At 68.0% G+C, this 281-nt stretch carries 1 protein-coding gene; it reads left to right on the forward strand.

Features of this window, described 5'->3' with window-relative positions:
* Nucleotides 1-281 (forward strand): AMP-binding enzyme (locus tag HV826_RS36625; RefSeq protein WP_176421598.1); only part of this gene is annotated, 281 nt, incomplete at both ends.

Raw genomic sequence — 281 nt, forward strand, 5'->3', positions numbered from 1 at the left:
GCTCGCGAAGATGGCGAGGGCAAGCGGTTGGTGGCCTACGTCACGGCCCGAGACGCTGCCTCGCTGGACGCGGGTGCACTGCGAGGCCACATGAAGCAGCGGCTGCCGGAGTACATGGTGCCGTCGGCGTACGTGGTGCTGGAGGCGCTGCCGCTGACGCCCAACGGCAAGGTAGACCGCAAGGCACTGCCAGCCCCGGATGCACAAGGTCCGAAGACGGCGCACTTCGAGGCGCCTCGGACCGCGACCGAACAGAAGCTGGCGTCCATCTTCACCGAGGT

Source organism: Myxococcus sp. AM010 (genome assembly GCF_013372585.1).
Lineage (GTDB): Bacteria > Myxococcota > Myxococcia > Myxococcales > Myxococcaceae > Myxococcus > Myxococcus vastator.